22 protein-coding genes and 1 tRNA gene are annotated in these 24,954 nt (G+C 67.1%); 6 read left to right on the top strand and 17 right to left on the bottom strand.

What is annotated here, in order from left to right; translation table 11 throughout:
* Positions 1–37 precede the first annotated feature (37 nt).
* The 6 genes from DL238_RS00650 to DL238_RS00625 form a co-directional block, all read right to left on the bottom strand.
* On the bottom strand, positions 38–673 hold the full coding sequence (locus DL238_RS00650; protein WP_147290957.1) for a hypothetical protein: 636 nt from the start codon (positions 671–673) through the stop codon (positions 38–40).
* A gap of 150 nt (positions 674–823) precedes the next feature.
* Complete coding sequence (locus DL238_RS00645) at positions 824–1,606, bottom strand: hypothetical protein (protein WP_147290956.1); 783 nt, start codon at positions 1,604–1,606, stop codon at positions 824–826.
* A gap of 134 nt (positions 1,607–1,740) precedes the next feature.
* Positions 1,741–2,712 carry a polysaccharide deacetylase family protein gene (locus DL238_RS00640; RefSeq protein WP_115490502.1) on the bottom strand — a complete coding sequence of 324 codons (972 nt, stop codon included), beginning with the start codon at positions 2,710–2,712 and terminating at the stop codon, positions 1,741–1,743.
* A gap of 4 nt (positions 2,713–2,716) precedes the next feature.
* Positions 2,717–3,316, bottom strand: a complete 600-nt coding sequence (locus tag DL238_RS00635; RefSeq protein WP_115490501.1) for a hypothetical protein — start codon at positions 3,314–3,316, stop codon at positions 2,717–2,719.
* Between the two features lie 30 nt (positions 3,317–3,346).
* Entirely contained in the window at positions 3,347–4,192 is an 846-nt protein-coding gene (proB, locus tag DL238_RS00630) for a glutamate 5-kinase (RefSeq protein ID WP_115490500.1), read from the bottom strand.
* Between the two features lie 29 nt (positions 4,193–4,221).
* Entirely contained in the window at positions 4,222–5,727 is a 1,506-nt protein-coding gene (locus DL238_RS00625; RefSeq protein ID WP_115490499.1) for a CoA-acylating methylmalonate-semialdehyde dehydrogenase, read from the bottom strand.
* 151 nt (positions 5,728–5,878) lie between these two features.
* Between DL238_RS00625 and DL238_RS00620 the strand changes: the two genes are divergently transcribed.
* Positions 5,879–5,952: transfer RNA gene (locus tag DL238_RS00620), tRNA-Gly, on the top strand.
* Positions 5,953–6,013: 61 nt separating this feature from the next.
* On the opposite strand, the gene leuB is transcribed toward DL238_RS00620, so the two are convergent.
* Genes leuB through ilvD form a run of 8 tightly spaced genes read right to left on the bottom strand, consistent with a single transcriptional unit; the run spans position 6,014 to position 15,370 of the window.
* Positions 6,014–7,057, bottom strand: coding sequence for a 3-isopropylmalate dehydrogenase (leuB, locus tag DL238_RS00615; RefSeq protein WP_115490498.1), 1,044 nt, complete (start codon positions 7,055–7,057; stop codon positions 6,014–6,016).
* Positions 7,054–7,635, bottom strand: coding sequence for a 3-isopropylmalate dehydratase small subunit (gene leuD / locus DL238_RS00610; RefSeq protein WP_115490497.1), 582 nt, complete (start codon positions 7,633–7,635; stop codon positions 7,054–7,056). The genes leuB and leuD overlap by 4 nt, the downstream gene beginning before the upstream one ends.
* The gene (leuC, locus tag DL238_RS00605) at positions 7,625–9,061 is read right to left on the bottom strand and encodes a 3-isopropylmalate dehydratase large subunit (RefSeq protein WP_115490496.1); all 1,437 of its coding nucleotides are present in this window, start codon (positions 9,059–9,061) and stop codon (positions 7,625–7,627) included. The genes leuD and leuC overlap by 11 nt, the downstream gene beginning before the upstream one ends.
* Before the next feature lie 11 nt (positions 9,062–9,072).
* Positions 9,073–10,632, bottom strand: coding sequence for a 2-isopropylmalate synthase (locus tag DL238_RS00600; protein WP_115490495.1), 1,560 nt, complete (start codon positions 10,630–10,632; stop codon positions 9,073–9,075).
* Complete coding sequence (locus tag DL238_RS00595) at positions 10,616–10,894, bottom strand: ACT domain-containing protein (protein ID WP_115490494.1); 279 nt, start codon at positions 10,892–10,894, stop codon at positions 10,616–10,618. Before DL238_RS00595 ends, DL238_RS00600 begins: the two co-directional genes overlap by 17 nt.
* Positions 10,891–12,606, bottom strand: coding sequence for an acetolactate synthase 2 catalytic subunit (gene ilvG, locus DL238_RS00590; RefSeq protein WP_115490493.1), 1,716 nt, complete (start codon positions 12,604–12,606; stop codon positions 10,891–10,893). The genes DL238_RS00595 and ilvG overlap by 4 nt, the downstream gene beginning before the upstream one ends.
* A 30-nt stretch (positions 12,607–12,636) precedes the next feature.
* Positions 12,637–13,668 carry a ketol-acid reductoisomerase gene (ilvC, locus tag DL238_RS00585; RefSeq protein ID WP_115490492.1) on the bottom strand — a complete coding sequence of 344 codons (1,032 nt, stop codon included), beginning with the start codon at positions 13,666–13,668 and terminating at the stop codon, positions 12,637–12,639.
* Between the two features lie 25 nt (positions 13,669–13,693).
* On the bottom strand, positions 13,694–15,370 hold the full coding sequence (gene ilvD, locus DL238_RS00580) for a dihydroxy-acid dehydratase (RefSeq protein ID WP_115490491.1): 1,677 nt from the start codon (positions 15,368–15,370) through the stop codon (positions 13,694–13,696).
* Positions 15,371–16,042: 672 nt separating this feature from the next.
* Between ilvD and DL238_RS00575 the strand changes: the two genes are divergently transcribed.
* The 4 genes from DL238_RS00575 (at position 16,043) to DL238_RS00560 (ending at position 18,776) form a co-directional block, all read left to right on the top strand.
* Entirely contained in the window at positions 16,043–17,035 is a 993-nt protein-coding gene (locus DL238_RS00575) for a GGDEF domain-containing protein (RefSeq protein WP_115490490.1), read from the top strand.
* Between the two features lie 21 nt (positions 17,036–17,056).
* Positions 17,057–17,608 (top strand): TMEM165/GDT1 family protein, encoded by a 552-nt coding sequence (locus tag DL238_RS00570; protein WP_115490489.1) that lies wholly within the window; start codon positions 17,057–17,059, stop codon positions 17,606–17,608.
* Between the two features lie 132 nt (positions 17,609–17,740).
* On the top strand, positions 17,741–18,202 hold the full coding sequence (locus DL238_RS00565) for a Dps family protein (protein WP_115490488.1): 462 nt from the start codon (positions 17,741–17,743) through the stop codon (positions 18,200–18,202).
* A gap of 88 nt (positions 18,203–18,290) precedes the next feature.
* Positions 18,291–18,776 carry an NUDIX hydrolase gene (locus tag DL238_RS00560; RefSeq protein WP_234030897.1) on the top strand — a complete coding sequence of 162 codons (486 nt, stop codon included), beginning with the start codon at positions 18,291–18,293 and terminating at the stop codon, positions 18,774–18,776.
* On the opposite strand, the gene dinB is transcribed toward DL238_RS00560, so the two are convergent.
* Positions 18,773–19,927 carry a DNA polymerase IV gene (gene dinB, locus DL238_RS00555; RefSeq protein ID WP_115490487.1) on the bottom strand — a complete coding sequence of 385 codons (1,155 nt, stop codon included), beginning with the start codon at positions 19,925–19,927 and terminating at the stop codon, positions 18,773–18,775. The two genes, DL238_RS00560 and dinB, sit on opposite strands and share 4 nt — an antisense overlap.
* Positions 19,928–19,993: 66 nt before the next feature.
* Here dinB and DL238_RS00550 point away from each other — a divergent pair, with 66 nt between their 5' ends.
* Positions 19,994–21,316, top strand: a complete 1,323-nt coding sequence (locus DL238_RS00550; RefSeq protein WP_181883772.1) for a multidrug effflux MFS transporter — start codon at positions 19,994–19,996, stop codon at positions 21,314–21,316.
* A gap of 25 nt (positions 21,317–21,341) precedes the next feature.
* Here the strand turns inward: DL238_RS00550 and DL238_RS00545 are convergent, their stop codons facing one another.
* Complete coding sequence (locus DL238_RS00545; protein ID WP_115490486.1) at positions 21,342–22,970, bottom strand: MFS transporter; 1,629 nt, start codon at positions 22,968–22,970, stop codon at positions 21,342–21,344.
* Between the two features lie 91 nt (positions 22,971–23,061).
* Positions 23,062–24,933 carry an acetyl/propionyl/methylcrotonyl-CoA carboxylase subunit alpha gene (locus tag DL238_RS00540; RefSeq protein ID WP_115490485.1) on the bottom strand — a complete coding sequence of 624 codons (1,872 nt, stop codon included), beginning with the start codon at positions 24,931–24,933 and terminating at the stop codon, positions 23,062–23,064.
* Positions 24,934–24,954: the final 21 nt, after the last annotated feature.

Below are 24,954 nucleotides of genomic sequence, written 5' to 3'. Positions count from 1 at the left end.
TGGGAGAAGCTCGGCGAAAGCAGGTACGCCGCCCCGTTCAGGAGGGGGAGGGGCTGCCTTCGGGCGGGCAGCGGCGGCGCAGGATGGTCTGGCCCTTCGCGTCGCCGGAGGTCACGCGAGTGGCGAGCTGTTCGCTGTTGCGGACCAGCCGCATTGCGTAGCGGCTCGTCCAGCTCTCGCCTTCGCCCTGCATGTCGAGCGTGACGACGATGCCCGGACGGCCACGGCGCACGGCCGCGACGTCGCCCTGCGATTCGTAAAAGGTGATCGTGCCGGGGCGGATGGTCATGAACATGTCGGACCCGGGCGCGCAGGGGCCATCGACCGCATCCCACTGGCCGAGGAAACGCGCGGGGATCGCGGTCAGCGCGGCGCGGTCCGCCGCCACATCGTCCGAAGGCACGTCGGGCAGGTTGAAGAGCGTCGGTTCGGGCGCCGGGTCCGCCCCGTGGTCCTCACCATCGGTTTCGGTCGCGCTTTCGGCATCGCCGACGTCCTCTTCCGGCATGGGCGCCGCCATTTCTTCGGGCCGGGCTACGGGCGCGGACCGGATCGATATCTCTTCCCCGTCGACGGCGGCGGTCGTCTGCTCGGTCGCAGGCGCAGGTCGCTCCGCTTCGCAGGCGGCGAGGGCCAGAGCGCTCGTGGCAAGACCTGCAGCCATCCTCCTCATGTGCCGTCTTCCCCCTCTTCGACCGCCTTGCACACGTGGTACACACGTGGTGCACCCGTCTTGTACCGCGATCCGCCCGATTTCGCGATAGTCTTGCCGTGCGGGGACGGGACCTGCCACGCCCGGCGCACCCTGCGCCGCACGCTGACTTCAGCCCCAGCGCATTTCGTAGACATTGCTGCCGCCCTGCAATCCGAGCACAAGTGTTTCGCCCGCATCCTCGAGCCGCACGGTCATCGCGAACCGCTCGCCCGTATAGTCGCCGGCATAGTAGTTCGCCTGGGCCCGGTAAGTGTTCGCGTCGACCCTTTCGAGGCTCGCCAGCCGCCATCCGCTGTCGGATTCATCGCTGATCTTCATGGCCTCGACGGTGATGGCATCGGGGCCGGGCGCGTCGCAATTGCCATATTCCTCGGAGTCCCACCGCCCGCGAAATTTCGCCGGAAGCCCGCCGGCGGCGCTCGCCGCTTGTTTTTCGGCCGGGGCTCGCGTCCCGCACCGCTCGAACCGCAGCGACGACATCTGCGGCGCGTGCATGGTCAGCATGTCTTTGCCGGAAACCACCAGGCCGAAGCGTTGGTCCGCGTCGGGATATTCCGGGTTCGGCTCCCGATCGAGTTCGATCGTGTTTGCGTCGAGGATCTTCACCGAGGAAAGCGGTTGCGCGCCCGGGCTTTCGATGCCGCCCGCGGTGATGACCATGGGGCTGGAGCAGTCGCCGAGCATGCCCCACCTGCCGTGGAACGCTGCGGGGATCGGTGTCAGAGCCTTGCGGCTCTCCACCGCGGCGGGCGCGGTTTCTGTTTCTGATTCGGTCGCCGGAGCGGCTTTCTCGACACCAGCATACGCGCCTTCTCCCGTCGCTTCCGCTTCCCCGCATGCCGAAACCGCCGCGGCGGCCAGCATCGCAATGAATATTCGTTTGCAGATCATCCTGTGTTCCCCCGAACTGTTGTTATCGGGGAAAGACTAGCGCGGCGCGGTTCATGGGCAAGACCCACGATTTCTCCCGAATTAAAACAAGGTCTTGGCGCAGGGAAAGACGCCGATCGCCTTGCATCGGTGTGTCAGTCGCCGCCGTCCCGTGTCTCGCCGAGCACGCGGGTGTCGAACCATTGCTGCGCCAGATCGGTATTGTTTCCGCGATACCAGCGCGGAGCGGGCAGGCCCTTCTCCCACGCCACCATCTCGGTCAGCGCTCCCTGCGCCGAAGGTGTGTCGTAGGTTCTGGCATATTGCGCGAAGGGATCGGCATAGGCCTTGTCGGCGCTGACGATGGTCCAGCCCTTTGCCTCCAGCGCGGCGACCAGATCCCCGATCCACAGCGCGGCAATATCGGTCTCGTGCAGCAGCAGCATGTGGACGGGCGAGCGCCCGATGGCCTCGCGTGCGAGCGTATCGTAGAACTCCGCCGCTTCGACCTGTGTCTCGACGTAGAGATCGCGCAGCGCCTCGCGGTCGATGTCCTTGTCTTGCGATGCGGCCGTCTTCGCCGCCCCTTCGTAGAACCAGTCGCTCGCATCGACGGTGACGTAGCCGTTGACCAGACCGCGCTGCGCCAGCGCCGCGCGCACCGCATCGCGCTTGGCCGTGTCGCGCTGACCTTCGTCGAGATAGGGGTAGCGGAACCACGGGCGATAGCCTTCGCGCCCTTGCAGCCATTCCTCCGCCGCGTCGATATCGGCGATGTACTCGGCCAGACCGGTTTGCGAGAGGCGGGGGTGGGTGGCGGTGTGGTTGGCGATGACATGCCCGGCCGCGACATAGGCCATCACCCGGCGCTCTTCCGCCGCGCTGTCGATCTGCCCGGGATTGACGAAGAACGCGGCCTGCTCGACGCCCGCCTCGGCGAGGTTCTCGATGAGGAGCCGCGTGCGCTCGTCTTCGGTCAGGAACGCGCCTGGCGCGCGCGGGGCGTCGTCGAAACTCAGGGCGATCCGCTTTTCGGGGGTACGAGCAGGCGCTTCGGGCGTGTCCTCGGCATGCGCGCAGGCGCAGATCATCAGCGCGAGGAACGCGGAGACAAGAACCCGGATCATGCGCTCACTCGCTCTGCTGGCGCGGGCACCGGCGATAGACGGTGGTGCCTTCCTCGCCCGTATCGAAATTCTCGACCGTCAGCGTGCGCGCGACCGGATCGACCCGGAACTCCAGCTCGTCGCGCGTTGGCGTGTCGGCATAGGTCGTGTCGAACTCCGCCCGGATGCTGCCCGCATCGCGCGACTTGACGCGCACGAAGCGGCCACCGGTTTCGAAATAGGAATAGCTGCCGTCACGCACGGTCAGCACCTTGCCCATGTTGGCGGGATCATATCCGTCGCAACACTCGGCCGTCACCTCGCCGTCCTCGACCGAACGCCATGTGCCGCGAAGCGCGGTGGGGAAGGATTTCGCGAGGCCGGAGGGCGTGTCTTCCCCGCCGGTTTCCTGCTGCGAGATCATTTCTTCGAGCGGAGGCGCGCCGTCACCGATCCCGCCATCGGGTTCGACCGGAATCGGGCCCTCGGCGGTGCCGGGCGCCTGCGTCTCGGCCCCGGCGGGTTCCTCGGCTTCGCCACCGTCGGGCTGCGATATGGTGCAGCCGGCCATGACGAAGGGGGCTGCAATCAGCGTGGCGATGGCGAGAAGCGATTTCCTGCGCATGGTGAACCTCTGCAAACTGGCTTCGGATGCCTAGCGCGAAGCCTTGGCGTCCGCATTGTCGCACGACACGCCGATCACGGTCGAGCGTTCCTTGCCCTCCTGCAGGCGGGCGAGCGCGTGCATCGGGCGGCCCGACGCAAGGATGGTGCCGCAACCGCGCTCGCCGGCGAGCCGCGCGGCGGTTAGCTTGGACGCCATGCCGCCGGTGCCGACGCTGCCTTCGAGCGGCTGGCGGGCGAGCGCTTCGATCTCGGCGGTCACCTGCGGGACATGGCCGATATGGCGCGCGTCGGGCTGGGCCGGGTCGCCATCGTAGAGCCCGTCGACATCGGACAGCAGCAGCAGGGCATCCGCCCCGGCAAGTTCGGCGACGAGGGCGGAGAGCTGGTCGTTGTCGCCATATTGCAGCTCTTCGGTGGCGACGCTGTCGTTCTCGTTGATGATCGGCAGCGCGCCCATTTCGAGCAGCATGGCGAGCGTCGCGCGCGCATTCTCGCGCCGCCGGTCCGACCCGGTGTCGTCACGCGTCAGCAGCAGCTGCGCGACCGCGACGTGATGCGGCTCGAACGCCGCGCGCCATGCGTTCATCACGAGGCTCTGGCCGATCGCCGCGACCGCCTGCTTGCGGTCGAGCGTGGTGGGGCGCTCTATCCCGAGATGATGCCAGCCGAGCGCGACCGCGCCCGAGGAGACCACGATCACCTGCTTGCCGGTCTCGCGCAGCGCGGCGACGTCTTCCGCCAGCGCGGCGAGCCACGCCGCGCGGACCTGCCGCCGCTCGCGATCGACCAGCAGCGAGGAGCCGACCTTCATGATCATCGTGCGCGCCGCGCCGATCAGTTGCGCCGCATCGGGTGCGGCAGGCCGCTCGCTCATGCCCGTGATCCCGTCCTGGTCCCTCGCATCTACCCCATAGTGGGGATGATGAAGGCGTCCTTGTTGTCCGCATCGGCGGTGCCGTCGGGCCAGCGCTGGGTGACCTTCTTGCTCTTGGTCCAGAAGCGCAAGCCTTCTTGGCCGTACTGGTCGATATCGCCGAAGCCCGAACGCTTCCACCCACCGAAGCTGTGGTAGCTGACGGGCACGGGGATCGGCACGTTGATGCCGACCATGCCCACGTTGACGCGATGCGCGAATTCGCGGGCGGCGTGGCCGTTGCGGGTGAAGATGGCGACGCCGTTGCCATATTGATGCTCGCTCGGCAGGCGCACGGCCTCTTCGAAGTCCTTCGCGCGCACGATCTGCAAGACGGGGCCGAAGATCTCTTCCTTGTAGCTTTCCATGTCGGTGGTGACATTGTCGAGCAGCGTCGGGCCGACGAAGAAGCCTTTCTCGTGGCCCTGGAGCGTAAACCCGCGCCCGTCGATGACGACTTCGGCGCCTTCCTTCTCGGCCGTGTCGATCCACTCTTCGATGCGCTGCTTGTGCTCGGGCGTGACCACCGGCCCGTAATGCGCATCGGGATCGTTCGAAACGCCCACGCGCAGGGCGTTGATCGCGGGGATCAGCTTCTCGCGCAGGCGGTTCGCCGTATCCTCGCCCACCGGCACCACCACGGGCAGCGCCATGCAGCGTTCGCCCGCCGAGCCGAAGGCGGCACCCGCCAGATCGTTCACCACCTGGTCGAGATCGGCGTCGGGCATCACGATGCCGTGGTTCTTCGCGCCGCCGAAGGCCTGCACGCGCTTGCCGTTTGCGGTGCCGCGCGAGTAGATATATTGCGCGATGTCGGACGAACCGACGAAGCTGATCGCGGCGATGTCATCGTGGTCGATGATCGCGTCGACCATTTCCTTGTCGCCGTTGACCACCTGGAGCAGCCCTTCAGGCGCGCCGGCTTCCACGAAGAGTTCGGAGAGGCGCACGGGCACGCTCGGGTCGCGCTCCGACGGCTTGAGGATGAAGGCGTTGCCCGCCGCGATCGCCATGCCGAACATCCACATCGGGATCATCGCCGGGAAGTTGAACGGGGTGATCCCCGCCCCGATGCCGAGCGGCTGGCGCATCGAATAGACGTCGATCCCCGGCCCTGCGCCCTGCGTGTACTCGCCCTTCAGGGCCTGCGGAATGCCGCAGGCATATTCGATCACTTCCAGCCCGCGCTGCACGTCGCCATGCGCATCCTCGACGACCTTGCCGTGTTCGCTGGAAAGAAGCTCCGCCAGATCCTGCTTGTTCGCCTCGACCAGTTCCTTGAACTTGAACATCACCCGTGCGCGGCGCTGCGGGTTGGTCGCCGCCCATTCGGGCTGGACCTCTTTGGCCTTGGCGACCGCGCGTTCGAGCAGTGCCGCATCGCCCAGCGCAACCTCGGCCTGAACCTCCCCGGTCGAGGGGTTCCACACCTTGTGCGTGCGGGCGGCTTCGCCGGCAGCAACGCCGGTGGCAAGGTGGTGGTCGATCTGGCGCATGGGGGGACTCTCCGGATTATGTGTTCTTCGGCGCGGGGGCTTAGCGCCGGGAGAAACCGAATGCCAAGCCTTCGCGGGTTATGTAAGAGACCAGCGCTTGTGCTGGCATTTTGTTTCGAGCCCGGCTAAAGGCGCGCGGCGCAAGCACGACGCGGGTGTAGCTCAATGGTAGAGCAGCAGCTTCCCAAGCTGACGACGAGGGTTCGATTCCCTTCACCCGCTCCAGTCTCCCGAATCGAGCCGAAGCGATAGCGGGATCGGTCAAGTACCGATCGCCGAAGGTGTCTCAGCCCACGATCCGATCGCACACTCCGCGCGTCACGTCCTCGCAGCTGGCGGTGCCGCCGATATCGCCCGTGGCGATGCCATCGGCGAGGCATGCCGAAACCGCCTGCTCGATGGTCTCGGCCGCATCGGCTTCATCCAGCGCGTGACGCAGCAGCATCGCCGCGCTCAGGATCGCGCCGACCGGATTGGCCTTGCCCTGTCCGGCAATATCGGGCGCAGACCCGTGGATCGGTTCGAACAGCCCGCCGTGGCTTTCGGATAGCGAGGCCGACGGAGCGAGCCCGATCGAGCCGGTGATCTCCGAGGCTTCATCGCTCAGGATATCGCCGAACATGTTCTCGGTCACCACGACGTCGAAGGCCGATGGCCGGTCGATCAGCTTCATCGCCATCGCGTCGACCAGCACGTGGTCGAGTTCGACATCGGGATACTCCGCATCGCGCAGCGCGATCACGGTCTTGCGCCACAACCGGCTGGTGGCGAGCACGTTGGCCTTGTCGACCGAGGTTACGCGACCCTTGCGCCCTCGCGCCGCCTCGAACGCGATCCGTGCGATCCGCTCCACCTCGGCGCGTGAGTAGGTGCACAGGTCGGAGGCGATTTCGTCGCCCTCCTGCTTCTCGCCGAAATAGATCCCGCCGGTCAGTTCGCGCACGATCAGCATGTCGGTGCCGCTCACCCGTTCCGGCCTGAGGGGCGACAATGCTTCGAGCCCTTCGAACAGCGTGATCGGGCGCAGGTTGGCGAATGCGCCGAGCGCTTCGCGCAAGGCGAGCAGGCCGGCTTCCGGGCGCGGTCCGCCGCCATCCCACTTCGGCCCGCCGACCGCGCCGAGGAATACGGCGTCAGCGGGGAGGCACGCCGCGCGCGTTGCAGCGGGGAAAGGGTCGCCATGCGCATCGATCGCGCAGCCGCCGAAATCGTGGGTTTCGAATTCGAGCGTCAGGCCGTGGCGCCCTGCCGCCGCCTCGAGCACAGCGCGCGCAGCGGCGGTGACTTCGGGTCCGATCCCGTCGCCGGCCAGCAATACGATCCGGCTCATGCGACGGCAGCCTCGTACTGCGCAATCTGCGCATCGTGGGCGAGAATGTGGCCGAGCGGATCGACCCCGTCGAGCAGGCAGCGCCGCGCGAATGGTTCGACCGTGAATTGCGCACGGATATCGTCGTCGGTCTCCAGCGTGCAGCTTTCGAGATCGATGACCATGCCGACGCCCGGATTCTCGAGGAGGGCGGCGTGCGTGCGTGCATCGACCTCGACCGGCAGCAGCCCGTTCTTGAGCGCGTTGCTCTTGAAAATATCGGCGATGTCGGAGCTGATCACCGCGCGAAAACCGTAATCGAGCAGCGCCCACGGGGCATGTTCGCGGCTGGAACCGCAACCGAAATTGGCGCCCGCAACAAGGATCTGCCGGTCGCCCGCGCCCGCCGCCGGAAGCGGGGTATCGTTCCGCGGCTGGTCGTCGCCGGTATAGCGCCAGTCGTAGAACGCCTGTGCGCCCAGCCCTTCCCGTGTGGTGGTGGTCAGGAACCGCGCCGGAATGATCTGGTCGGTGTCGATATTGGTCTGCGGCAGCACCAGCGTGCGGGCGTGCAGGCGGGTAAAGGGATCACGCTGCATGGCGCGCCTCCGTGTCGAGATAGTCGGACGGGTCGGCGATGTGCCCGGCGATCGCGCAGGCGGCGGCGGTCGCGGGCCCTGCAAGGACCGTGCGCACGCCCTTGCCCTGCCGGCCGACGAAGTTGCGGTTGGAGGTCGAGACGACCAGTTCGCCCGGCTGGCCCTGATCGCCGTTCATCGCAATGCACATCGAACAGCCCGGCATGCGCCACTCGGCTCCTGCATCGCGAAACACCGCATCGAGTCCCTCGGCCTCAGCCTGGAGCCGGATCGCTTCGGAGCCGGGGACGATCAGCGCGGTGACGCCGTCGGCCACGCGCCTCCCGCGCATCACTGCCGCCGCTTCGCGAAGGTCCGCCATGCGCGAATTGGTGCAGCTGCCGATGAAGACCTTGTCGACCGCCATTTCGGCGAAGGGACGGTCGGCTTCGAAGCGCATGTAGTCCGCCGCGTGGCGCGCGGCTTCGTCCTGCGGAGCGGGCGCGTTGGCTGCGGCGGGGGCCGCCGCATCGGGCGACACGCCGAAGGTGATCATCGGGCGGATCGCGCCCGCGTCGACCGTTTCCTCGTGGTCGAAGGCGGCATCGGGGTCAGACGGCAGCTCGCGCCAGCGCGCGACCGCTGCATCCCATTCCTCGCCCCGAGGTGCGCGTTCGCGCCCCTCGATATAGACGAAGGTGGTTTCGTCGGGGGCGACCATGCCGACGCGCGCGCCCGCCTCGATCGCCATATTGCACAGCGTCATGCGGCCTTCCATCGACAGCGCTTCGACCGCTTCGCCCGCAAATTCGACCGCGTAGCCCTGGCCGCCATCGGCGCCGATCTGGGCGATCATCGCCAGCGCCATGTCCTTGGCACCGACGCCCGGAGACAGCGCGCCCTCGAAGGTGATCCGCATGCTCTTGGGCTTGCGCTGGAGCACGCATTGCGTCGCCAGCACATGGCCCACCTCGGTCGTACCGATGCCGAAGGCGAGGGCCCCGAACGCACCGTGGGTGGAGGTGTGGCTGTCGCCGCACACGATCGTCTTGCCCGGCTGGGTCAGGCCCATTTCGGGCCCGATCACATGCACGATTCCCCGGCGCGGATCGTCGAGGCCGAGCAGGTCGATCCCGTGCTTCGCGCAATTCGCCTCCAGCTGGTGGACCTGGCGTTCCGCAGCCTCGGTCGCGTAGGGCAGACGGCCATCGGGACCCGCCGGAAGCGTCGGCGTCGAATGGTCGAGCGTCGCCTGCGTCAGATCGGGGCGGCGCACGGCCAGCCCGCGCTCTTCCAGCACCGCAAATGCCTGCGGCGAGGTAACCTCGTGCACCAGGTGCAGGTCGATGAAGAGGATCGCCGGGCTCTCTTCGCTCTCCGGGGTAACGACATGCGCGTCCCACAGCTTGTCGAACAGCGATCGGGGCTGCGTGTTGGCTTGGGTCATCGGACTACTCTTCAGGCCGCGTCGGCCAGCTGTGCGGACTTGTCCATCCGTGCATGATTGTTGAACGCCGCGAGCAACGCTTCCGCCGCCGCGATCACCACGTCGGTGTGCTGGCTGCGGCCCGCGATGCCGACTCCGTCGACGGTCAGGCCGACTTCGATCTCCATCTCGCGGCTCAACTGATGCGCATCGACGCTTTCGAGCGTGCCGTCCACCTCGGCGGCGACGCAGAAGGCATCGGTCAGCGCCTCGAAGGGCCCGGTGCCGTGGCCGATCGTGGTCAGGCGGCCGCGCGTTTCATGATCGAGCGTGACCTTGGCGGTCGGCCGCTCCTTGGCCTTGGTGCCGGTGCGCATCTCGACCCGTACCAGCTCCCACGCATGGCCGCGGCCATCCTCTGCCAGCAGGTCGCACAGGTCGTTGTCGGTCACTTCGCGCTTGGTATCGGCGAGGCGCTTGAAGTCGCCATAGAGCTGCTCGAACCGGTTGGACCCCAGTTCCTGCCCCAGCGCTTCCAGCCGTGCGCGCAGCGCGTGCTTGCCGCTGTGCTTGCCGAGCACGAGTGCGTTGGACGGCAAGCCGATATCTTCGGGCAGCATGATCTCGTAGGTGCGGCGATCGGCCAGCACGCCGTGCTGGTGGATGCCCGCTTCGTGGGCGAAGGCATTGCGGCCCACGATCGCCTTGTTGCGCGGGGGAGCGTTGCCCGTCACTTCGCCCAGCAGGCGGCTGACCGCGAAGATCTCGCGCGTTTCGACGCCGGTCGTCGCCCGATAGTGATCCTCGCGCGTCCGCAGCGCCATCACCACTTCTTCCAGCGCACAGTTGCCCGCGCGCTCGCCGATGCCGTTGATCGTGCATTCGACCTGGCCGGCCCCGCCGCGAACGGCGGCGAGGCTGTTGGCGACCGCCATGCCGAGATCATTGTGGTTATGGGTCGAGAAGATCACGTGGTCGGGCCGCGCGACATTGGCGGTGAGGTCCGCGAACAGCGTGTAGATTTCCTCGGGCGAGGTATATCCCACCGTGTCGGGCACATTGAGCACATCGGCGCCTGCCGCCGCCGCACATTCCAGCGCTTCCTTCAGGAAGGCGGGGTCGGTCCGCAGCGCATCTTCTGCCGAGAATTCGATCTCGGTGAAGCGGCCCTTGGCCATGCGCAACGCGCGCTCGATCGTCTGCAGCGCCTCGGGCTTTTCCATCTTGTGCTTGGCCGCAAGGTGCAGGTCGCTGGTGCCGAAGAACAGGTGCAAACGGCTCCGGCGGGCGGGCCGCAGCGCGCGCTCGGCGGCGTCGATATCGCGCTCGGTCGCGCGGGCGAGCGAGCACAGCATCGGCGCGTCGGGCAGGTAGCCGATTTCGCTGGAGATCGCGTGGATCGCCTCCGCATCGCCGGGGGACGCGGCGGCGAAGCCGATTTCCATCACGTCGACCTTCAGCTTCCTCAGCGCATGCGCCAGCTTGAGCTTCTGCGCGGTGTTCATGGAGAATCCGGGCGCCTGCTCGCCATCGCGCAGGCTGGTGTCGAAAACCGCGATCTGGCGCGGAGCTGCTTCAGGCGTGGATGGCACGGGCTACCTCCATTACGGGCGGGGCATTGGTCAGGCGGATGGTCGTCTCGACATCCTGCAGTCGTTCGACCTGGCGGAGCAGCGTTGTCACACGGCGCGTCTCGTCGCGCGGCGCGAGCGCGAGCGTGATCACCGCGCGGTCTCCGTCGCTGCCCATCTGCATGGAGCGCACTTCGAACGCCCGCGCCTCGATCACTCCGAGGATGCGGCGAAGCGCCCCTTCGGCGCAGCGGAATTCGATGCGGATATGTTCGATGCTCATGGCTTCTTCTCCATCATTTCGGCATTTGATGCACCCGGCGGCACCAGCGGCCAGACATTTTCTTCCGGATCGATCCGGACATGGGCGAGGATCGGACCGCGCGCCGCGATCAGGCGGTCGATCGCGCCGTCGACTTCCTCGCGACGCTCGATCGAAAAGGCCTCGATCCCGAAGGCGTTGGCAACCTCGACGAAATCGGGATTGTCGCTGAGGTCGACTTCCGAATAATTGCCCGCGAAGAACAGCTCCTGCCACTGGCGCACGAGGCCCAGCATCGCGTTGTCGAGCAGGACGATCTTCACCGGGATCTGGTAGCGGCGCAGGGTTGCCAGTTCCTGGATGTTCATCTGGAAACCCCCGTCGCCACAAATCGCGAAGACGTCGCTTTCCGGCTCGGCCAGCTTGGCGCCGATCGCTGCAGGGAGGCCATATCCCATCGCGCCGAGGCCGCCGCTGGTCAGGTGCGCCTGCGGGCGCGAGAACCGGCAGTGCTGGGCGACCCACATCTGGTGCTGGCCGACGTCGCAGGCGGCGACGAAGCTGTCGCCTACACGTTCGGACAGGCTCTTGAGCAGCGCGGGCGCATAGACGCCATTGCCCGGCGCATCGTAGCGCGGCGCGTGCTGCGCCTTCGATTTCGCGCAGGCCACGGTCCATTCGTCGATATCGCCGCGGGCGAAGTCGATCGCGCCGAGGCTGCCTTTCAGACTTCCACAAACCGCCGCATGGGCAATGCGCAGCTTGCCGAATTCGGCGGCGTCGGTGTCGATATGGACGACGCGTGCGTGCGGTGCGAATTCGGCCAGCTTGCCGGTCGCCCGGTCGTCGAACCGCGCACCCAGCACGATCAGCAGGTCGCTTTCCTGCACCGCCATGTTCGCCGCGCGGTGGCCGTGCATGCCCAGCATGCCCAGCATTGCGGGGTTTTCGGGCGCCAGCACGCCCAGACCCTGCAGGGTGGCGACGGCGGGAATGCCGCTTTCCTCGACGATCCGGCGGACCATTTCGCTCGCATTGGCGCGCGCGATCCCGCCGCCCAGATAGAACAGCGGGCGCTTGGCGCTCGCGATCATTTCCTCGGCCGTGGCGATGGCATCGGCGCAGGGGGCGGGGAACACCTCGGGCTCGCTGCGGCCGCGCCCGGGCGCCTCGCACGATGCCTGCTGCACGTCCTTGGGCAGGTCGACCAGCACGGGGCCGGGGCGGCCGCCCTCGGCAATCGCGAAGGCTTCGGCCAGCGCGGAGGGGATATCCTCGGGACGACGCACGATCACCGAATGCTTCACGATCGGCATCGTCATGCCGAAAATGTCGGTCTCCTGAAACGCGTCGGTGCCCATCATCGGCTGCGCCACCTGCCCGGTAATCGCGACCATCGGGACCGAGTCCAGATAGGCATTCGCGATTCCCGTGATCAGGTTGGTCGCACCCGGGCCGGAGGTGGCGAGGCACACGCCCGCCCGCCCGGTGATCCGGCCGTAGGAGTCCGCAGCGAAAGCCGCCGCCTGTTCGTGCCGGACGAGGATGTGGCGCGTCTTGCCGTGCGCGATCGCGTCGTACACCGGCATGATCGCGCCGCCCGGGTAGCCGAATACGCATTCCACGCCCAGCGCGGCCAGTGTGTCGACGACCAGCTGCGCGCCGGTACGCATGGCGGGCTGGATATCGGGCTCCGTTTCCGGATTGGGCGATGGCTGTGTCATGGCGTTCATGGCTTTCACTCGGGCAGCAGGCAGGCGCGCTTACGCGGCCTTCTGCTCCTTCTTCTTCGCGTCGGCGTTCAGCCACGGCATCATGGCGCGCAGCTGCTTGCCGGTGGCTTCGATCTGGTGGCCGAGGTCCGCCGCCTGCATGCGGTCGTATTCCTTCTTCCCGGCTTCGTTCTCGGCGATCCAGTTCTTGGCGAAGGTGCCGTCCTGAATGTCGGTCAGGATGTCCTTCATCCGCGCACGCGTCTCGTCGTTGATGACGCGCGGGCCGGAGACGAGGTCGCCGTAGATCGCGGTTTCGGACACGAATTCGTGCATCTTCTCGAACCCGCCTTCGTAGAGCAGGTCGACGATCAGCTTGAGCTCGTGCAGGCACTCGTAATAGGCGATTTCGGGCTGGTAGCCCGCGTTCACCAGTGTTTCGAACCCGGCCGCGACCAGCTCGGTCGCGCCGCCGCACAGGACCGCCTGTTCGCCGAACAGGTCGGTCTCGGTTTCCTCGCGGAAGGTCGTCTCGATCGCGCCTGCGGTGGTCCCGCCGATCAGGCTGGCATAGGCCAGCGCCCGTTCGCGCGCCTCGCCGGTGGCATCCTGGCGCACCGCGAACAGGCAGGGCACACCGGCGCCCCGCTCGTATTCGCGGCGCACCAGGTCTCCCGGTCCCTTGGGGGCGACCAGGATGACGTCGATCCCGTCGGCGGGCTGGATCCGCTCGTACAGGACGGTGAAGCCATGCGCGACGAGCACCGCGTCGCCCGGCTCCAGATTGGGTGCGATTTCGGATGCGAAGATCGCCTCGTGGCTCATGTCGGGCGTCAGCAGCGCGATCAGCGAGGCGGCCTTCGTGGCTTCGGCGATCGGCATGACGGTCAGGCCGTCGGCGCGCGCCTTGGCGGCGGTGGGCGAGCCGTCGCGCAGGCCGACGATGACTTCGCAGCCGCTGTCCTTCAGGTTCATCGCATGCGCGCGGCCCTGGCTGCCATAGCCGATGACGGCGACGGGCTTGCCGCGCACCAGTTCGGGCTTGGCATCGGAATCGGAATAGACTGTGATGGTTTTCGGCATTGGTCGGCTCTCTCTTCTTGCGTGCTTACTGGGTGACGGGCGGAATGGTCGTCGCGCCGTAAGCGGCGGACGAGACGAGACGGGCGTATTTGTCGAAGACGCCGCCCAGGCGGTTGGGTTCGCGGGGAGTGTGCGCGGCGCGGCGGGCGTCCCAGTCGATATCGGCGTCGATCCGGCGGCTATCGGCATCGATGCGGATCGTGTCGCCTTCCTCGATCAGCGCGATCGGGCCGCCGGCGGCGGCTTCGGGCGCGCAGTGGCCGATCACGAAGCCGTGGCTTGCGCCAGAGAAGCGCCCGTCGGTGATCAGCGCGACCTGCCCGGCAAGGCCCTGGCCCGCGATGGCGGCGGTGACGGCGAGCATCTCGCGCATGCCGGGCCCGCCGGAGGGGCCTTCGTAGCGGATGATGACGACGTCGCCCGCCTTGATCTCGCCCGCGGAAACCGCAGCGAAGCAGGCATCCTCGCCATCGAACACGCGCGCCGGGCCGGTGAAGGACTGCGCGCCGTAGCCCGCGGTTTTCAGCACCGCGCCTTCGGGGGCGAGATCCCCGTAGAGAATGCTGAGGCCGCCGGTCGCCTTGACCGGATCGGCGGGCGATTTGACGACCTGCTGGCCCTCTGTCTCCTGCGCTTCGGCCAGTTCGGCGAACAGGCTGCGCCCGGTGACTGTCGGGGTGTCCTCGATCAGCGCGGCGTCGGCCAGCCGCTTGCCGAACAGCGGCACGCCGCCGGCGGCGAACAGGTCGCGCGCCAGGAAACGCCCGCCGGGCTTCAGGTCGGTGATGACGGGGACGCTGCGCGACAATTCGTCGAAAGTCTCGATCGGGAAGGCGAAACCAGCCTCCGCCGCGATCGCGGGCAGGTGCAGCACCGCATTTGTGGAGCCGCCGCTGGCGACGACTGCGGTCGCAGCATTGCGGATCGACGCAGGGGTGAAGAAGCTGCGCGCGGAGGTCCCCTCGTGCGCCAGCTTCGCCACGAGCCGTCCGCAACGCGCGGCCTCGACACGCTTGGCCGCATCGGTTGCGGGCGGATCGCCCGAACCCATCGGGGAAATGCCCATCATCGCCAGCGCCATCGCCATGGTATTGGCGGTGAACTGCCCACCGCACGCGCCCGCGCCGGGGCATGCCGCACGCTCGACCTTGTCGAGCTCCTCGTCGCTCATGTCGCCCTTGGCGTGCGCGCCGACCGCTTCGAACACGTCCTGGATCGACAGGTCGCGGCCATCGAGGCGCCCGGGCAGGATCGTGCCGCCGTAGAAGACCAGCCCCGGGATATCGAGCCGGGCCAGCGCCATCGCGGCGGCGGGGATCGTCTTGTCGCAGCCGACCAGGATGATCGCGGCGTCGAGCGAGTGGCCCTTCACCGCCAGCTCGATCGAATCGGCGATGATCTCGCGGCTGATCAGCGAGGCGCGCATGCCTTCGCCGCCCATCGTGATCCCGTCGGACACGACGATCGTGTTGAAGTCGACCGGGGTGCCGCCGCCGCCGCGGATGCCATCGCGGATGGGCTCGGCCAGATCGGCCAGGTGCATGTTGCACGGCGTCACGGTGGACCAGGTGTTCACCACCGCGATCATGGGCTGCGCCATCTGCGCATCGGTAAACCCCGCACCGCGCAGCATCGCCCGCGCCGGAGCCTTGGCGGCTCCCTTGGTGATCGCGTCGGAGCGTTTGGAAGAATTATCAGTCATCACGTTTTCCCGGAACGGACCCAATAAAAAACCCCGCCATCCTGTTCGGAGAGCGGGGCTTCGGGAGGTCCGTCTGGCTAGGCCTAGCCGATGGGCACTCCCCCCCGCTGAATAAGAAGTACGAGTACAAGGACGAGGAGCAGCACAAAGGCCTGTGCGTTCAGCACAGTCGCTTCGGCAGTACGGAAGGCGGCCTTGGCCTGCATTCGTCGGTCCTCGGATGCGCAGCACGGCTGCTGCGTTGGCGGGGTTTTATATCCCCAAAGGTTACGATCAAGCAAAAATGTTGCTTCGAGGGTAATTTTCTGGATCGATTGCAACTGGATACGCTTCGTGGTTCCCGATTTTCCCAAGCGAATCAGGCAGTCAGCGCGACAAACGCAGCCGACAAAGGCACCCGGTCTCGACCGATGTCGCGACAGGTTTCGCGGCGGTCGACCAGGAGGATTTGCGAAAGCGAGACGGGCGCTCGGGCATTCATCGACGAACACGGGCGCTCCGCCGTGTCCGCGCGCTTGCGAGTCCCTGCCGATTCGCCGCAGCGGACCATCCCCCCTTTATCTCGCAGGAAATTTGATCGAAGCTCGCCGCCTTGGGTAAAAATTCACGACTGGGTCCTATGGCAGAGCGGGGTCTCATGCCTCGCGAATTCGGCAAGCGATTGGTTGGCATATGGGTAAGGACACTATCGGCCGCGACGTGCTCGCGTTTCTCGCGGGCAACCTGCTCGATCCGACGCCGATGAACTACCGCTTCGGCTATCTCTACCTCACGCGCTCGAGCAAGGTGATCTGCGAGGAGACGGACACCTACGTCGAAAACGGCATGCGCATGAAGCAGGAGACGATCGTCGAGATCATGGGCAAGCATGCCTCGGCCTCCGACGATCCGGAGGAGCGGATCGCGGCGCGCGACGAAGCGATCGAGATGTTCCTGCATGCGGCGGGCGATCTCGCCCGCGAGACCAAGCGGCAGGCCCATGGCGTCGGGCGCGACATTGCCGAGGAAAGCCAGGTCATCCGCGACGGCGCGCAGGGCGAGGACCTGAAGGGCGCGATCCGTCGGATCATCGACCGCGCGGACGAGGCGGAGCGCGAATTGTCGACCGCGTCGAGCCGGATCGACCGGCTCCAGCGCGATCTCGACGAGGCGCGCAACAAGGCGCTGATCGACGAGCTGACGGGCATTCCCAATCGCCGCGCCACCCGCGCGACGATCCAGGATCTCGAAATCCGCAAGGTTCGCTACTGCGTGTCGATCATCGACATCGACCACTTCAAGGCGATCAACGACACCTATGGCCACGCGGTCGGCGACCGCGCGCTGCGCCTCGTGGCGGAGGCGCTGACCGAGGCGCTGGCCCCCTGGCCGGTCGCGCGATGGGGCGGAGAGGAATTCCTCGTCATCGCCGAAACGCCCGACGCCAACCGCGTCGCGCAGCAGGTCGCCATGGCCAAGGACGCGCTGGCCGAACGCAACCTGAAGCTGCGCGAGACCGACGAGCCGATGGGGGCGATCACCTTCTCCGCCGGGGTCTCGGTCAGTCTCGAAACCAGCGATGCTACCTTGTGCCGGGCGGACGATGCGCTGTACGAGGCGAAGAAGACGGGCCGCAACAAGGTGATCGTCGCGCCCGAGAAGGGGCGAATCGTGGACGCCGCCTGAAGGCGCCCGCGCAGACCTCCCATGTCATCCTTCCTCTTCGGTTTCGCCGCCGCGCTGCTCCTGACCATCGGCGCGCGCGACCAGCTGCTGGTCGCGCGGCTGGCGCAGCCGCTGGGCGTCGCGATCCTGCTCGCCGCGCTTGTCTCGGCAGCCATTACTGCCGTCGCGATGGCAATCGCAGGCGATGCGATCGCGCAGCTGCTGCCGGTTGCGGCACAGCGCATGCTGGTCGCGATCGCGCTGGTCGTGGCGGCGGTGGAACTGCTCTGGCCCACGCGCGACCGGCGTCCGAAGGAGCCGACCCGATCGCCCTTCGCGGCCTTCGTCGTGCTGCTCGCGCGCCAGTGGGGCGATGCCGCGCGCTTCCTGCTGTTCGCGCTCGCGGCGGCGACCGCGCTGCCTGCGCATGTCGCGGCGGGCGGAGCGGTGGGCGCGGCTCTCGCGCTGGCAGGCGGCTGGGCGCTGGGTGAGGATCTGGACGCGCTGCCCCTGCGCGTCTTCCGGCTGGTGATGGGTGCGCTCGTGCTGATCACCGGCGTGGTCATGGGGCTGGGCGTGCGCGGGATTATCTGACGACGTCCGGGTAAGACGGCTCATACATGGGATCGTCGATCAATGTGATCGACCATTCGCGGGAAACCGCGGGGTTCTTGCACGTTGATCGGTTGAGACAGCTTACCCAACAATAAAAACAGGAGACCAAACATGGCCCAATCCGGTGACAATTCGAAAACCGCCCTCGTGCAGGAACTCAACGGGCTTCTTGCCGACCATCTTGCGCTCTATTTCAAGACCAAGAACTTCCACTGGCATGTGAAGGGCCCGCGTTTCCGCGACCTGCACCTGCTGTTCGACGAACAGGCGATCGAACTGCGCGACCAGATCGACGAGATCGGCGAGCGTGTGCGCAAGCTGGGCGAGGTGACGCTCACCTCGATCGGCTCGGTCGCCCGCGCCACGCAGGTGAAGGATCAGGACAAGACCGACCTCGATGCCGATGCGATGGTGAGCGAGCTGCATGCCGACAATGTCGCGATGGTCAAGCGCCTGAAGGGCATGAAGCCGCTGGCCGAAGAGGCCGGCGACAATGCCACCGACGGCCTGCTGGACGACTGGACCGACATGGCCGAAGAGCGCGCCTGGTTCCTCAAGTCCACGCTCGGCTGACAGGCCGCCCGATCGCACGATATTGCGTGACCGAAGAAAAGGCCGATCCGGTGATACGCTGGGTCGGCCTTTTGCTATGGCATGCCTGATGCTGATCGAGTTCCTTCCGCGCCCGCTTGCCCGGTTCGGGCTGCGCATCGCCCACCGGCTGCGGCATCGCTGGCGGCGGCTGGCGAAGCCGCAGCTGCGGGGGGTGTGCGTGTTCCTGCACGACCCGCAGGGCCGGATGCTGTTCGTGCGCCATGCCTATGGCCCCGACGTGTGGACCCTCCCGGGCGGCGGGATCGATCGTGGGGAAGAGCCGGAGGCGGCGGCACGGCGCGAAATGCGCGAGGAGCTGGGCGTTACGCTGAGCGACCTGCGCTCTGCCGGTACGCTCGACGAAACGATCTCCGGCGCGCCGCATGTCGCGTTCCTCTATACCGCCACGGTCGATCAGGTGCCCGAGCCCGACGGGCGGGAGATCGTGGAGATCCGTTTCGCACCGGCCGGGGACCCGCCGCAGCCGCTGGGCTCGATTGCCGAAAGTCGCATCGCGCACCTGCGCTCGGGCGAGGTTCGCACCACCTTTTAGAACAGCGCCAGCTGCCCGCTCTTGCGCTCGCGCCGCCGGGCCGCTTCCTCCGCCTGCTGCGGGTCTGCCCGGTCGAGATTGGACAGCGTCAGCCCCATCAGGCGGATCGGCTTGGGCAGCGGTAGCATGTCATCGAGGATTTCGCGCGCCACCTGCGCGAACTCCGCCTTGTCGGCAATATTGCGGGCGAAGGAACGTGCGCGCGTCACGAGCTGAAAGTCGTTGTATTTGAGCTTGAGCGTCACGGTGCGTCCCTGCGCCTCGGACCGCTCGATCCGTTCCCACACGATATCGACGATTTCCGCCAGAGTCGTACGCAGCTCCTCGGCCTCGTGCCGATCCGCCGAAAAGGTCCGTTCGCCGCCGACCGACTTGCGGATGCGGTTGGTGCGTACCGGGCGATCGTCCATCCCTCTTGCCGCGCGGTAGAGATAATCGCCGAAGCTGCCGAAATGCTGGCGTAGCCACGCCTGGTCCTTGGCGGCAAGATCGGCGCCGGTCGCGATGCCGAGCCGCGCCATCTTCTCCTCGCCGCGCGGGCCGACCCCGTGGAAGCGGCGGATCGGCAATGTCTGGACGAAGGCCGCGCCTTCGCCGGGGCGGATCACGCACATCCCGTCGGGCTTGTTCTGGTCGCTGGCGAGCTTGGCGAGGAACTTGTTGTAGGACACGCCCGCGCTCGCGGTGAGCCTCGTCTTCGCACGGATTTCCTGCCGGATCATCTGTGCGACCCGGGTGGCGGAGGGGATGCCGAGCTTGTTTTCGGTGACGTCGAGATAGGCCTCGTCGAGGCTGAGCGGTTCGACGAGGTCGGTGTGGTGGCGGAAGATCGCGCGGATCTGGTCCGACGCTTCGCGATAGGCATCGAAGCGGCTCTTCACGAAAATGAGATCGGGGCACAGCCGTTTCGCGGTGACCGACGGCATGGCCGACTTCACGCCGAACCTGCGCGCCTCGTAACTCGCTGCGGCGACCACGCCGCGCCCGCTCGACCCGCCCACGGCCACCGGCTTGCCCCGCAGTTCCGGATTGTCGCGCTGTTCGACGCTGGCGAAGAAGGCATCCATGTCGACATGGATGATCTTGCGCTGGCGCACTTCGCCCGCGCGATCCTGCACGTCATCGTCCGGTCCTGAGGCATCCTCGCTCATCGCGTGTCCTGAATAGCAGATAGGTTGCCAACCGGAACCGGCGACGCCATCTGCGGTTTTGTGCAGATGCGAAATCCAGAATATGCGCCCGGCGAGACACCCGGAGGGGCGCCCGATCTCCCCGAAGCAAGCCCCGCCGTGCGCTCGCCCGCCGCGCTGCCCCCGTCGGGCAAGCCGATCGGCGAACGCCAGCTGATCGGGATGATGGCGCTGCTGATGGCGCTCAATGCGCTCGGCATCGACGCGATCCTGCCCGCGCTCGACAATCTCGCCACCGATCTCGATGCGACGGGCAACAGCCGCCAGTTCGTGGTCGGCGCCTACCTGCTCGCCGCCGGGCTCGGCGCGCTGGTGCCCGGATCGCTGGCGGACCGTTTCGGCCGCCGCCCGGTGCTGTTTACCAGCCTTGCGCTCTATATCGCCTTCTCGATCGCGTGTGCGCTGGCATGGAGCTTTGAATCATTGCTGACGCTGCGCTTCCTGCAGGGCTTCGGCGCAGCGGGGATCGTTGCCCTGCCGCCCGCGATCATTCGTGACAGGGTGGGCGGCGACAAGATGGCCCGGATGATGAGCCTGATCTTCGTCATCTTCCTGATGGTGCCCGCCGTCGCGCCCAGCCTCGGCCAGGGCGTGCTGATGCTGATGGGCGACTGGCGCTGGATCTTCGTCTTCACCGCAGGCGCCGGCGTGGCGATGGGCGCGTGGGCATGGCGCAACCTGCCCGAGACGCTGCATCCCGAAGACAAGCAGCCGATCCGCCCGCGCGTGATCGCCCGCAACATGCGCGCGACGCTGACCATGCCGCAGGCGCTCGGCTATACGCTGGGCAGCGCGGTGATCTTCGGGGCCCTGTTCGGCTTCATCAACTCGGCGCAGCAGCTGGTGGGCGAGGCGTTCGGCGCGGGGCCGTGGTTCCCGCTGATCTTCGCGAGCTGCGCGGGCGCGATGGCGGTGGCGAGCTGGACCAATTCGCGCATCGTCGAACGCTTCGGTGCGCGCCGGGTGAGCCATACCGGCCTGTTCCTGTTCCTGATCGTGGCTGCGATGCAGCTGTTCTTCGCGACGATGACCGAGGAAACGCTGTGGACCTTCGTCCCGCTGATGGCGGCGAACATGATGCTGCTGGGCTTCATCGGCGCCAATTTCGGCTCGATCGCTATGCAGCCCTTCCGCGAGACGGCTGGCGCGGCGGCCAGCGTGCAGACCTTCATGCGGATGACCACCGCCGCGCTGATCGGCGCAGGGATCGGCTATGCCTACAACGGCACGGCGATTCCGCTGGCGGCCGCGCTGACCGGCGGCGCGCTGATCTGCATCGGCCTGGTGCTGTTCGCCGAACGCGGCAAGCTGTTCGGCCCGCCGGTGGCGGACGATCAACTGGCCGACTAGGCGCTGCTGGCGGCAGGGGAGGGGCTCAGTTTGCCCCGTCGATCCGCCGCCGGAAGGTTTCGGGCAGGAACAGCAGGCCGCATATGACGCTGAGCGCGGCGATGCTCACCGGATACCATAGCCCGGCGTAGATATTGCCCGTTGCCGCCACCATCGCGAAGGCGATGGTCGGCAGGAAGCCACCGAACCAGCCATTGCCGATGTGATAGGGCAGGCTCATCGCGGTATAGCGGATGCGCGGCTCGAACAGTTCGACCAGCAGCGCGGCGATCGGCCCGTAGACCATGGTCACCATCAGGACGAGCGCGAAGAGGATCGCGACCACCAGCGGCCGGTCGATCGCCGCCGGGTCCGCTTTCTCCGGATAGCCCGCCTGAGCCAGTGCGGCCGTCAGTTCTTCGGTGCCGGTGCCGGGTGCGATCGCGACGATCTGCCCGTCACCGATGCGCACCTGGGCCCGGCCCGGCGAGCCTTCCAGCGCTGCATCGGTGTAGGGAATGCCTGCCCTGGCGAGCGTGGACTTGGCAATGTCGCATCCCGTAGTGTCGAAGCTGGTCCGCCCGATCGGGTCGAACTGGACCGAGCAATCCTGCGGCGCGGTGGCGACCACCACGGGCGCACGTTCGCTTGCCTGCGCCAGCGCGGGATTTGCGGCGTCGGTCAGCAGGCCGAACAGCGGGAAATAGCTGACCGCAGCCAGCACCAGCCCGGTCAGGATGACCGGCTTGCGACCCACCTTGTCGCTCAGCCAGCCGAAGAACAGGAAGAAGGGGGTGGCCAGCGCCAGCGCGATGGCGATGAGGATGTTGGCGGTACCGCCATCGACCTTCAGGATACGCTCGAGGTAGAACAGCGCGTAAAACTGGCCGGTGTACCAGACCACCGCTTGCCCCGCGACCGCGCCGAGCAATGCGGCGAGCACGAGGCGCAGGTTCTTCCACTGGCCGAAGGCTTCGCTCAGCGGCGCCTTGGATGTCGTGCCGCTACTTTTCATCTCCGCGAAAACCGGGCTTTCGGACAGCTGCATCCTGATCCAGATCGACACGCCGAGCAGGATGGACGACATCAGGAAGGGCACACGCCATCCCCAGTCGGCAAAGGCTTCCTCGCCCATCCAGGTGCGCAGCCCGATCACCACCAGCAGCGCGGCAAACAGGCCGAGCGTGGCGGTGGTCTGGATGAAGCTGGTGTAGAAGCCGCGCTTCCCCTCGGGCGCATGCTCCGCCACGTAGGTCGCCGCGCCGCCATATTCGCCGCCCAATGCGAGGCCCTGCACCAGCCGCAGCAGGACGAGGATGATCGGCGCCGCCACGCCGATCGCGGCGAAGGATGGCAGGATCCCAACCGCGAAGGTGGAGGCCCCCATCAGGCCCATGGTGACGAGGAAGGTATATTTGCGCCCGACCACGTCGCCGAGGCGCCCGAAGACGATCGCGCCGAAGGGCCGCACCGCGAAGCCCGCAGCAAAGGCGGCAAGCGCGAAGATGAACCCGGTCGTCTCGTCCACATTGGAGAAGAACTGCACCGAGATGATCGAGGCGAGCAGACCGTAGAGGTAGAAATCGTACCACTCGAACACCGTGCCGAGCGAGGATGCGAGGATCACCTTCGCATGCCCGCGTGTCATCCTGTCCGGCGTTGCTCCGGTGGCCATACGATTATCCTCCCCTTGTTATAGGCAGGAGGTTTGACCCAGCCGGAGCGAGCGCGCAAGCGCTAAGGTAGCGCTACCACCATCCCGGCGGTCAGTCTTCGGACGCAGGCTCCACCACGCACAGCACCGCTTCGACCTGCACCTGGGCGCCTTCGGTGGCGACAAGCTGCGTCACGGTGCCATCGAACGGCGCGGTAAGGGCGTGTTCCATCTTCATCGCTTCGAGCACCATCAACCGCTGGCCAGCGGTGACGCTGGCGCCGTCCGCCACGTCGACCGCGATGACCTTGCCCGGCATCGGGGCGAGGATCGCGCCGTCGCTGGCGGCCAGCGCCCCGCCGCCACGTGCGGCAAGGTCGAACTCGTGCGCCTGACCGTCGGCGAAGACGACGACGCGCGCATCGTCGGCAAAGCCGGGGAGGGGTTCGAAGGGCGCGGCCTCGGCCGGATCGACCGTGGTGAATTCGCCGCCCTGGCCCAGCGCCACCGTCAGCCGCAGCGGGCGATTGAGGCGGAAGCCCGCCATCGGCTGCTCGGTCACGCCCGCAGCGAGCAGGGCGATGTCGGCAGCAGCCGCGCGGATCGCGTCATTCGGTTCGGGATCGGCGAGCAGGGCATCGCCCTTCGCCTCGATGAAGCCGGTATCGAGCTGCGCATCGGCGAAATCGTCCTCGCCCAGCGCATTGCCGAGGAAGGCAGCGTTGGTGCGGACCGACCAGATTTCGACCCCATCGGTCATTTCGATCAGCTGGTCGATCGCGTCGTCGCGCGTCTCGCCCCAGGCGACCAGCTTCGCGACCATCGGGTCGTAATGGGGGCTGATTTCATCGCCCTCTTCGACGCCGGTCTCGATCCGGCCCTCGTGGCCAAGGTCGAGATGGTGGAGCGGGCCGGTCGAGGGCAGGAAGCCCTTCGAGGGGTCCTCGGCATAGAGCCGCGCCTCGATCGCCCAGCCGGCGATGCTCAGCTCGTCCTGCTTTTTCGGGATCGGTTCGCCCGCGGCGACGCGCAGCTGCCATTCGACCAGATCGACCCCGGTGATCTCCTCGGTCACCGGGTGTTCGACCTGAAGGCGGGTGTTCATTTCCATGAAGAAGATGCGGTCGGCGCGCAGGCCTTCGCTGGCGTCGGCGATGAATTCGATCGTGCCCGCGCCCTCGTAATCGACAGCCTTGGCGGCGCGCACGGCGGCGGAGCAGATTTCTTCGCGCGTCGCCTCGTCCATGCCCGGCGCGGGCGCTTCCTCGATCACCTTCTGGTGGCGGCGCTGCAAGGAACAGTCGCGTTCGAACAGGTGGACGTGGTTGCCGTGGCTGTCGCCGAAAACCTGCACTTCGATATGGCGGGGCGAGGTGATCCATTTTTCGAGGATCACGTCGTCATTGCCGAAGCTGGCTTTGGCCTCGCGGCGGCAGGATTCGAGCGCGGAGAGGAAATCGCCCTCCGCGTCGACCTTGCGCATCCCCTTGCCGCCGCCGCCGGCCACGGCCTTGATCAGCACGGGATAGCCGATCGCGTCGGCCTCCTGTCTCAGCCGCTCTGCCGATTGGTCGTCGCCGTCGTAGCCCGGCGTCACGGGCACGCCCGCCTCGCGCATCAGCTTCTTGGCGGCGTCCTTCAGCCCCATCGCGCGGATCGAGGAGGGCGGCGCGCCGACCCAGATCAGTCCCGCGTCCTTCACGGCCTGCGCGAAGTCGGCGTTTTCCGAGAGGAAGCCGTAGCCCGGGTGGATCGCCTGCGCGCGGGTCTGCTTGGCGGCGGCGATGATCTTCTCGCCCACCAGGTAGCTTTCGGCAGCGGGCGAGGGGCCGATATGCACCGCCTCGTCGGCACTGCGCACGTGCAGCGCCTTGGCGTCGGCATCGGAATAGACCGCAACGGTGGTGATACCCATCTCGCGCGCGGTGCGGATAATGCGGCAGGCGATCTCGCCGCGATTGGCGATCAGGAGCTTCTGGATCATGTCCAACCCGCTACCGCCTGG

The organism is Alteriqipengyuania lutimaris, from assembly GCF_003363135.1.
Lineage (GTDB): Bacteria > Pseudomonadota > Alphaproteobacteria > Sphingomonadales > Sphingomonadaceae > Alteriqipengyuania > Alteriqipengyuania lutimaris.
This window is presented reverse-complemented; position numbering and strand designations above follow the sequence as displayed.

What these genes read in the sequence shown, in the direction of transcription:
- DL238_RS00650 (WP_147290957.1), bottom strand. Translation starts at nt 673, where the DNA reads ATGAGGAGGATGGCTGCAGGTCTTGCCACGAGCGCTCTGGCCCTCGCC.
- DL238_RS00645 (WP_147290956.1), bottom strand. Translation starts at nt 1,606, where the DNA reads ATGATCTGCAAACGAATATTCATTGCGATGCTGGCCGCCGCGGCGGTT.
- DL238_RS00640 (WP_115490502.1), bottom strand. Translation starts at nt 2,712, where the DNA reads ATGATCCGGGTTCTTGTCTCCGCGTTCCTCGCGCTGATGATCTGCGCC.
- DL238_RS00635 (WP_115490501.1), bottom strand. Translation starts at nt 3,316, where the DNA reads ATGCGCAGGAAATCGCTTCTCGCCATCGCCACGCTGATTGCAGCCCCC.
- proB (WP_115490500.1), bottom strand. Translation starts at nt 4,192, where the DNA reads ATGAGCGAGCGGCCTGCCGCACCCGATGCGGCGCAACTGATCGGCGCG.
- DL238_RS00625 (WP_115490499.1), bottom strand. Translation starts at nt 5,727, where the DNA reads ATGCGCCAGATCGACCACCACCTTGCCACCGGCGTTGCTGCCGGCGAA.
- leuB (WP_115490498.1), bottom strand. Translation starts at nt 7,057, where the DNA reads ATGAGCCGGATCGTATTGCTGGCCGGCGACGGGATCGGACCCGAAGTC.
- leuD (WP_115490497.1), bottom strand. Translation starts at nt 7,635, where the DNA reads ATGCAGCGTGATCCCTTTACCCGCCTGCACGCCCGCACGCTGGTGCTG.
- leuC (WP_115490496.1), bottom strand. Translation starts at nt 9,061, where the DNA reads ATGACCCAAGCCAACACGCAGCCCCGATCGCTGTTCGACAAGCTGTGG.
- DL238_RS00595 (WP_115490494.1), bottom strand. Translation starts at nt 10,894, where the DNA reads ATGAGCATCGAACATATCCGCATCGAATTCCGCTGCGCCGAAGGGGCG.
- ilvG (WP_115490493.1), bottom strand. Translation starts at nt 12,606, where the DNA reads ATGAACGCCATGACACAGCCATCGCCCAATCCGGAAACGGAGCCCGAT.
- ilvC (WP_115490492.1), bottom strand. Translation starts at nt 13,668, where the DNA reads ATGCCGAAAACCATCACAGTCTATTCCGATTCCGATGCCAAGCCCGAA.
- ilvD (WP_115490491.1), bottom strand. Translation starts at nt 15,370, where the DNA reads ATGACTGATAATTCTTCCAAACGCTCCGACGCGATCACCAAGGGAGCC.
- DL238_RS00575 (WP_115490490.1), top strand. Translation starts at nt 16,043, where the DNA reads ATGGGTAAGGACACTATCGGCCGCGACGTGCTCGCGTTTCTCGCGGGC.
- DL238_RS00570 (WP_115490489.1), top strand. Translation starts at nt 17,057, where the DNA reads ATGTCATCCTTCCTCTTCGGTTTCGCCGCCGCGCTGCTCCTGACCATC.
- DL238_RS00565 (WP_115490488.1), top strand. Translation starts at nt 17,741, where the DNA reads ATGGCCCAATCCGGTGACAATTCGAAAACCGCCCTCGTGCAGGAACTC.
- DL238_RS00560 (WP_234030897.1), top strand. Translation starts at nt 18,291, where the DNA reads ATGCTGATCGAGTTCCTTCCGCGCCCGCTTGCCCGGTTCGGGCTGCGC.
- dinB (WP_115490487.1), bottom strand. Translation starts at nt 19,927, where the DNA reads ATGAGCGAGGATGCCTCAGGACCGGACGATGACGTGCAGGATCGCGCG.
- DL238_RS00550 (WP_181883772.1), top strand. Translation starts at nt 19,994, where the DNA reads ATGCGAAATCCAGAATATGCGCCCGGCGAGACACCCGGAGGGGCGCCC.
- DL238_RS00545 (WP_115490486.1), bottom strand. Translation starts at nt 22,970, where the DNA reads ATGGCCACCGGAGCAACGCCGGACAGGATGACACGCGGGCATGCGAAG.
- DL238_RS00540 (WP_115490485.1), bottom strand. Translation starts at nt 24,933, where the DNA reads ATGATCCAGAAGCTCCTGATCGCCAATCGCGGCGAGATCGCCTGCCGC.